At 71.0% G+C, this 5,805-nt stretch carries 4 protein-coding genes and 1 pseudogene; 1 reads left to right on the plus strand and 4 read right to left on the minus strand.

Annotated elements, in window-relative coordinates; all coding sequences use genetic code 11:
* Positions 1 to 531 precede the first annotated feature (531 nt).
* The 4 genes and pseudogenes from LCD31_RS06225 to LCD31_RS06235 all read right to left on the minus strand — a co-directional run bounded on the left by LCD31_RS06225 (position 532) and on the right by LCD31_RS06235 (position 4,748).
* Positions 532 to 1,863 (minus strand): amino acid permease, encoded by a 1,332-nt coding sequence (locus LCD31_RS06225; protein ID WP_224956561.1) that lies wholly within the window; start codon positions 1,861 to 1,863, stop codon positions 532 to 534.
* A 606-nt stretch (positions 1,864 to 2,469) separates the two neighbouring features.
* On the minus strand, positions 2,470 to 2,910 hold the full coding sequence (locus tag LCD31_RS28915) for a hypothetical protein (protein ID WP_255623054.1): 441 nt from the start codon (positions 2,908 to 2,910) through the stop codon (positions 2,470 to 2,472).
* Positions 2,911 to 2,995: 85 nt separating this feature from the next.
* Positions 2,996 to 3,868: pseudogene (locus LCD31_RS28920) on the minus strand (amino acid permease); the annotation flags it as partial.
* 139 nt (positions 3,869 to 4,007) lie between these two features.
* Positions 4,008 to 4,748 (minus strand): SDR family oxidoreductase, encoded by a 741-nt coding sequence (locus tag LCD31_RS06235; RefSeq protein ID WP_224956559.1) that lies wholly within the window; start codon positions 4,746 to 4,748, stop codon positions 4,008 to 4,010.
* Between the two features lie 104 nt (positions 4,749 to 4,852).
* Between LCD31_RS06235 and LCD31_RS06240 the strand changes: the two genes are divergently transcribed.
* The gene (locus tag LCD31_RS06240; protein ID WP_224956560.1) at positions 4,853 to 5,413 is read left to right on the plus strand and encodes a TetR/AcrR family transcriptional regulator; all 561 of its coding nucleotides are present in this window, start codon (positions 4,853 to 4,855) and stop codon (positions 5,411 to 5,413) included.
* Positions 5,414 to 5,805: the final 392 nt, after the last annotated feature.

Raw genomic sequence — 5,805 nt, forward strand, 5'->3', positions numbered from 1 at the left:
CCCCCCCCCGCGCCCCCCCCCGCGCCGCCCCCCCCCGCGCCCGGGGGGGGGGGGCGCCCGGGGGGGCCCTAAATCACCCCCCCCCCCGGGGCCCCCCCCGCGGGGGGCCCCCCGGGGGGGGGACGACGGACATGCCGCCGCGTCCCAGGCGCCTGCCCAGCCGGTACCGCCCGCCCAGCAGCTTCGGAGCCGCGTCGTCCATCCGTCCCTCCGCGGTGCCCGCCCGGACCCACCCGGGCCGCCGATGGGCGCCGACCCTAGCCGATGTGGATCACGCGCAGGAGGCGGAACGACAACGGGGTGGGGGGGGGGGGCCCCCCCCCCCCCCCCCCCCCCCCCCCCGCCGGGGGCGCCCCCCCCCGAACAAGAGAAGAAATAGCGATAGCGCCCGCGGCCGCAGCACCACCCCCCGCCCCCGCGCGCCCCCCCCCCCCCGCCGGGGGGGGCCCCCCCCCCCCCCCGCCCCCCCCCCGGGGGGGGCGCCCCCGCCCCCCCCCCCCCCCCCCCCCCCCGCTCGGGAGGTCGCCTGGACTACTCGCGTTCCATCTTCGACATGTCGATGCGGCCGCGGACGCAGTACCAGCCGACGACCAGCGCGATCAGGATCACCGGCAGCGCCATCAGGGTGATCTGCCCGGTCTCGTCGAAGCCCATCAGGACCACGACGGAGGCCAGGAACGCCAGCGTGACGTACTCGATGTACGGGGAGAACGGCAGCCGGTAGCCGGGCCGCTCCACTTCGCCGCGCTTGGCCTTGCGCACGAACAGCAGGTGGCTGAGCACGATGATCGCCCAGGTGGCGAGGATGCCGATCGAGGCGAAGTTCAGCACGATCTCGAACGCCTGCTCCGGCACGACCGCGTTGAGCCCGACGCCGACGACGCAGACCGCGGAGGTCAGCAGGATGCCGCCGTAGGGCACCTGGCTCTTGTTCATCGCGCCGGTGAACTTCGGCGCGGAGCCGGCCAGCGACATGGACCGCAGGATGCGGCCGGTGGAGTACAGCCCCGAGTTGAGGCTGGACATGGCGGCGGTGAGCACCACGAGGTTCATCACGTCCCCGGCGTAGGGGACGCCGAGGTTGGCGAGGACGGTGACGAAGGGGCTCTCGCCGTCCTTGTAGGAGCTCCACGGCATCAGCATCGTGAGCAGCACGACGGAGCCGACGTAGAAGATCCCGATCCGCCACATGATCGAGTTGATCGCCTTGGGCATGATCTTCTCGGGGTTCTCCGTCTCACCGGCGGCGACGCCGACGAGCTCGACGGAGGCGTAGGCGAACACGACGCCCTGCATGATCAGCACGACCGGCACGATCCCGGAGGGGAAGACCCCGCCGTTGTCGGAGATCACCGAGAACCCGGCCTGGTGACCGTCGATGGCGTGGCCGGTGACGATCAGGTAGATGCCGATGAGCATGAACAGCACCAGCGCGCCGACCTTGACGATGGCGAACCAGAACTCCATCTCGCCGAACAGCCGCACCGACACCATGTTCAGCGCGAGCACGACGCCCAGCGCGATCAGCGCCAGCACCCACTGCGGGACCGGGGAGAACAGCGCCCAGAAGTGGGCGTAGAGCGCGATGGCCGTGATGTCGGCGATGCCGGTGGTGGACCAGTTCAGGAAGTGCATCCACCCGGCGGTGTAGGCCCCCTTCTCCCCCATGAACTCCCGGGCGTAGGACACGAACGCGCCGGACGAGGGGCGGTAGAGGATGAGCTCGCCGAGGGAGCGGACCACGAAGAACGCGAACAGCCCGCACACCGCGTAGGCGATGGCCAGCGCGGGCCCGGCCTGCACGAGCCTGCCGCCCGCGCCGAGGAACAGGCCGGTGCCGATCGCGCCGCCGATGGCGATCATGTTGATGTGCCGCGCCTTCAGCGACTTGCTGTAGCCGGCGTCTCCGGCGTCGACGGGCTGCTTCCCGTTCGGATCGCCGCCGGTCTGGAGGGTTTCTTGGCTCACTGTGTCCGGAATTTCCGTTCTGCTCGTCCACGCGGTCGGCCTGCGCGGTTGCTCGCGACTCCTCGGGGTCGCCGTTCCGGACGCTCGGGGGTTCGCCTCGATGCGCGGATTCGCCGGCGTGGAGGGTCCTTCTCAGGGCACACCGGGTCGGGCGACCACGTTCCGGCGGCCCGCGCAACCCGTTCCGATGCTTGGGACGGAATGGTGCGGCGCACACGCTCCGTTGTCAAGATCCACACCGCCTCACCCGAATCGAGCAGCATTCCGCAGAGAAAGTGTAATGAACGTCGCAGACAGTACCTGTTTTCCTAGGTCAACGCCCAGCGGAGGAACTCGCAGGCCAGAGGCTTGCCGAGTGACTGGTGAGGGGTTTCCCGACACCCTGAGTTCCACTTCCGTCCACCCGACGGGGGACCTCCGGCGGAGTGTTCAATCCGGCGGGCAAGAATGCCGGGACCCCCATTCAGCGTGCCTACAGGACAATTCCGGCGCTCGCCGAAATCAATTCTTAACTCGCCGGGACGCATCCAGCACGGCCGCGCGGCGCCGCCCGAACGTCGACCGCAGCCCGAAGATCGCGAGGAACGCGCCCCACGCCAGCAGGCTCTGGTAGAGGCTCGTGCGCGTGCCCGCGTCGGAGCTGAACGCCATCGCCACCAGCACCGCCACGATCGCCCCGGTCACCAGCAGCGGCAACACCGGATAGGCCCACATCCGGATCTGGAAGACCTCCGGCTCCTCGCGCTCCCAGCGCCGCCGCAGCACCAGCTGTGACAGGCAGATCATCAGGTACACGAACAGGAACACCGCGCCGGACGAGTTGATCAGGAACAGGAACACGGTGTCCGGCGAGAGCGCCGAGAGCACCACGCAGCCGTACCCGACCACCGTGCAGGACAGGACCCCGGCCGCGGGCACCCCGCGCGAGTTGACCCGGTGCATCCACGCCGGGGCGTCCCCACCGCGCGCCGAGCACGAACAGCAGCCGCGACGAGGTGTAGAGCACCGACAGCACCGCCACCAGGATCACCGCCTGCAACGCCACCCCGGCCCCGGGGATGCCGATGGTGTCGAAGACCGCCACGAACGGGGATTCCCCGGCGGTGAAGGTGTTCCACGGCCGTGCGATCACGATGAGCAGGGTGGAGCTCACGAAGAAGAACAGGATGCGGAACACCACGCTGTTCACCGCGCGCCGGATGTTGCGGCCGGGCTCCTCGGATTCGGCGGCGGCGATGGTGACGACCTCGACCCCGGTCATCGCGAAGATGACCACGACGACTCCGCTGAACAGGGTGCCGACGCCGTGCGGCAGGAACCCGCCGTGCGCGGTGAGGTTCGTCAGGGAGGCGGTGGACCCGGGCCACAGGTGCAGCACGTAGAGCCCGGTGACGAGCAGGAACACCAGGATCGCCGCGACCTTGATGCCCGCGAACCAGTACTCGGCCTCGCCGAAGGTCTTCACCGACAGGAGGTTCACCCCGGTCATCACCACCAGCAGCCCGAACGCGGCCGCCCAGACCGGTAGCGCGGGCGCCCAGCCGTGGATGATCTGGCCGCCGACGACGGCCTCGAAGCCGACGACGATGACCCAGAAGTACCAGTACAACCAGCCGGTGGTGAATCCCGCCCAGCGGCCCAGCGCCATCCCGGCGTAGTCGGTGAACGAGCCGGTGGTGGGCTTGGCGGACGCCATCTCGCCGAGCATCCGCATCACGAGGAAGACCAGGACGCCGGTGATGGCGTAGGTGAGGAAGGCGCCGGGCCCGGCTTCGACGATGATCGCGCTGGACCCGACGAACAGCCCGGCACCGATGACGCCGCCCAGGGCCAGCATCCGCAGGTGCCGGGTGGTCAGCGTCTTCTGGAGCCGGGGGTCGTGCTCGGTCTGCACTGGCATGGGCTCTCCTAGCTCCGTTGGCAGGGGTGCCCAAGTCTGGGAAGCGCGTGATCGCGATCACTACTGTTCGTTCGTCTGAACTCGCCGCCTTCCGACCGACGTTCATCCAAGCGCGCCTGAGCGTTCGAGCCCGGCGCGGTCAGCCCTGCCGGGTGGGCCGCAGGACGATGTCGCCGATCTCCACGTCGTCCGGCTGTTCGACGGCGAACGCGATGGCGCGGGCGACGGCGTCGGGCCCGATGCCGAGTTCGGCCATGTGCCGCTGGTACTGCGCGCGCTGCGCCGGATCCTCGACGTGGTCGACGAGTTCGGTGCGGACGTAGCCGGGCGAGATGGTGGTGGTGCGCACCGAGCCGTCGGTGGATTCCTGGCGCAGCGCCTCCATCGTGGTGCGCACCGCGTTCTTGACCCCCGCGTAGACGGCCTGCGTCGGCACGATCTTGAGGCCGGAGGTGGACGCGGTGGTGACGAAGTGCCCGCGGCCTTGGCGGTGGAACAGCGGCAGCGCGGCGGAGATGCCGTGCAGCACGCCGCGCAGGTTGACGTCGACCATGGCGTCCCAGTCGTCGACGTCGAGGTCGGTCATGGGCGCGACGCGCGCGATGCCCGCGTTGCTCACCAGCACGTCGAGGCGCCCGTAGCCCTCGACGGCCCGGTCGACGAGCCGCTGCAGGTCGGCGCGGCGGGTGACGTCGACGTCGAGCGCCTCCGCCCGTCCGCCGTCGGCGCGGATGCCCGCGACGAGCTCGTCCAGCCGGTCGGTGCGGCGGGCGCCGAGCAGGACGGTGGCGCCGCGGGCGGCGAGCTCCCGCGCGGTGGCGGCGCCGATCCCGCTGCTGGCCCCGGTGATGGCGATGATCTTGTCGTTCGGCCCGTTCATCCCACTGGCTCCAGGTCTAAGCTGACAGTTGTCCGGTTGCGGTCGTCACCGTATCGGACAACTGTCCGATTGTCCGCCGGAGGAAGCCCACCGAAGGGAGCACCGTGGCCGACCGAGAACTGCGCTCCGATGCCGCCGCCAACCGCGACCGCATCGTCGACGCCGCGCGCGACGCGCTGAGCAGGTCCAACGGTGCGGCGGCCGAGCTGAAGCTGCACGCCGTCGCCAAGTCGGCCGGCGTCGGCCAAGGCACCCTCTACCGGCACTTCCCCACCCGGGAGCACCTGCTCGCCGAGGTCTACCGGGAGGAGCTGGGCCAGCTCGTCGACGAGGTGCCACCGCTGCTGGCCGAGCACGCGCCGCTGGAGGCGATGACCCGCTGGCTGCAGCGGCTCGTCGAGTACGCGCGGGTGAAGCGGGGCGTGATGGCCGCGATCGAGGCGTCGGCCTGGCAGGACCTGCACGCGGGCCAGCACCACCGCATCGACGAGGCGCTCGGCGCGCTGCTCGACCGGGGCGAGGCGGCGGGCGAGTTCCGCGCGGACATCGACGCCGCCGACGTGCTGCTGCTGCTCGGCGGGCTGTCCCGCATCCCCGAAGCCGAGTGGGACGCACGCGCGCCGACCCTCGTCGAACTCGTCGTCAACGGCCTCCGGGCGAGGTGATCAGGCCCAGGGTGCGGGCGGCTTCCACCGCCGTCCACAGCGCGGTGATCCCGTTGGTCGAGGTCGCGTGCTCAACACCGGCCCGAGCTCGGGCAGCGTCGGCTCGAACCAGGACGCCGGGCCCGGATCCGGGGGTCCGGCAGGTCCAGAGCGCGCCGGCCCCAGTGCCCGAGGCAGTCCCACGGGTTCTCGTTGGGCAGTCCGAACGGGCCCTCCGCTGCCTTCTTGGGCACGCCGAGCACGGCGTCGAGCCGCTGGTGGCGCCAGAGGTGCGGGCAGCGGCGTCGACGCCGCCCGAGCGAGATCGCTCCGTGAAGCGGCGAGGCCGGACGCTCCGTCGACCACCCACCCGACCGAGACGTGAGTGAACGGACCGTTCGTCCAATCAGATC

Source organism: Saccharopolyspora sp. 6M, assembly GCF_020176775.1.
In the GTDB taxonomy this organism is placed as follows: domain Bacteria; phylum Actinomycetota; class Actinomycetes; order Mycobacteriales; family Pseudonocardiaceae; genus Saccharopolyspora_C; species Saccharopolyspora_C gregorii.